The sequence below is a fragment of the Collimonas antrihumi genome (assembly GCF_018304965.1).
GTDB lineage: Bacteria > Pseudomonadota > Gammaproteobacteria > Burkholderiales > Burkholderiaceae_D > Collimonas > Collimonas antrihumi.
In genome coordinates this window covers 1-1,607 of sequence record NZ_JAGQED010000065.1, presented here as the reverse complement: position 1 = coordinate 1,607, position 1,607 = coordinate 1, and the positions used below count along the sequence as shown (strand labels likewise).

The 1,607-nt window shown below is 61.7% G+C and carries 1 protein-coding gene; it reads left to right on the top strand.

Annotation, left to right across the window (positions count from 1 at the left end; genetic code table 11):
* The first annotated feature begins 113 nt into the window (after positions 1-113).
* Positions 114-1,546 (top strand): IS3 family transposase gene (locus tag KHU29_RS21995; RefSeq protein ID WP_343216091.1). Its coding sequence is split into 2 segments (ribosomal slippage): positions 114-494 and positions 497-1,546, totalling 1,431 coding nucleotides; the frame shifts between segments, so codons are not numbered across the junction.
* Positions 1,547-1,607: the final 61 nt, after the last annotated feature.

The following is a 1,607-nucleotide window of genomic DNA, read 5'->3' as shown; positions in this document are numbered from 1 at the left end:
ACCCCCTGTGCCAATATAACTTGAGACACCTACCCGATTAATTTAGAGTACAACGGTAGGTTCCCAACATGCACAACCGAAAGCAACAAATTAGCACTCCAGCAGACCCTGATATCGCAACCGGCTCGTTGCCAGCCGAGGTGCCGCGCCCCGATCCCGAGGTTGTTCCTACTGCCAAACGGCGCACTTTCTCCAAGGCGGAGAAGCTGCGCATTCTGACTGCTGCCGACGCATGCGTGGCACCGGGCGACATCGGCGCGCTGCTACGTCGGGAAGGCATCTACTCGTCGCACCTCGCCACTTGGCGCAAGCAACGCCAACTCGGCGGCGAGGCGCAGCTCATCGAACGCAAGCGCGGTCCGAAAGTTGATCCGGCCGTAGCCCAAGACCGCCGGGTGCTTGACCTGGAGAACGAAGTTGAGCGCCTGCGCGACAAGTTGGCCAAGGCCGACCTGATCATTGACGTCCAAAAAAAACTTTCCATCCTGCTGGGGCTGAGCACTGCCGACACGCCCGGCGAGCCGAAGTGATGAGCGCTGCCATCAGCCTGGCTGACAAGGTTGGCGTAGCCGCCGCCTGCCGTGCCTTACACCTGCCCCGTAGCGCGCTGTATCGCGACCGCGCTATGCGCCGTGTCTGCCTGTTGCCGTCGCCGCTCGCCGTAGCACCGGCAAGGCGCCCGCCGCTGGCGCTGTCGCAGCATGAGCGGCGCGTCGTGCTCGATGTGCTCAACAGTCCGCGCTTCGCCAATTGCGCGCCGGCGGCCATTCACGCCCAGTTGCTCGACGAAGGCCGCTATCTGGCCTCGGTGCGCACCATGTACCGCCTGCTGCAAGGCTGCGCCGCCGTGCGCGAACGCCGCAACCAACTGCGGCACCCGGAGTACGCCAAGCCGGAATTACTGGCCGTGACACCGAACCAGGTGTGGAGCTGGGACATCACCAAACTCAAAGGCCCAGTCAGGGGCACCTGCTTCCATCTCTACGTCATCCTCGACATCTTCAGCCGCTACGTCGTTGGCTGGATGGTGGCCGAGCAAGAGACCGCCGAACTGGCTGAACAACTCATCGCCGATAGCGCCGCAAAAGAAAGCATTGCGCCCGGTACGTTGACCTTGCATGCCGACCGGGGCAGCAGCATGCGTTCCAAGCCGGTGGCGATGCTGCTAGTCGATCTGGGGATTACCAAATCGCACAGCCGACCCTATATCTCGGACGATAACCCATACTCGGAGGCGCAGTTCAAGACCCTGAAATACCAGCCTGGCTTCCCATCTCGCTTCGGCTCGCTGGCCGACGCGCGCGCCCACTGCGCAACGTTCTTCGCCTGGTACAACCAGCAGCACCGCCATTCCGGCATCGGCATGATGACGCCGGAGAGCGTCCACACCGGCCGCGCCGCTGAAGTACGCAAGCAACGACAATCCACGTTGGACTGCGCCTTCCGGCGCACACCGAACCGCTTCAAAAACCGACCGCCGCAACCGCAAAAGCTGCCGACAGCCGCCTGGATCAACCCGCCATTCACGGAGAAAAAAGCTGCCTGATACCGAGATTTAGACTCTCACCGATTTAACCAAGGTGTTTCAAATTCATTGACACGTTCCG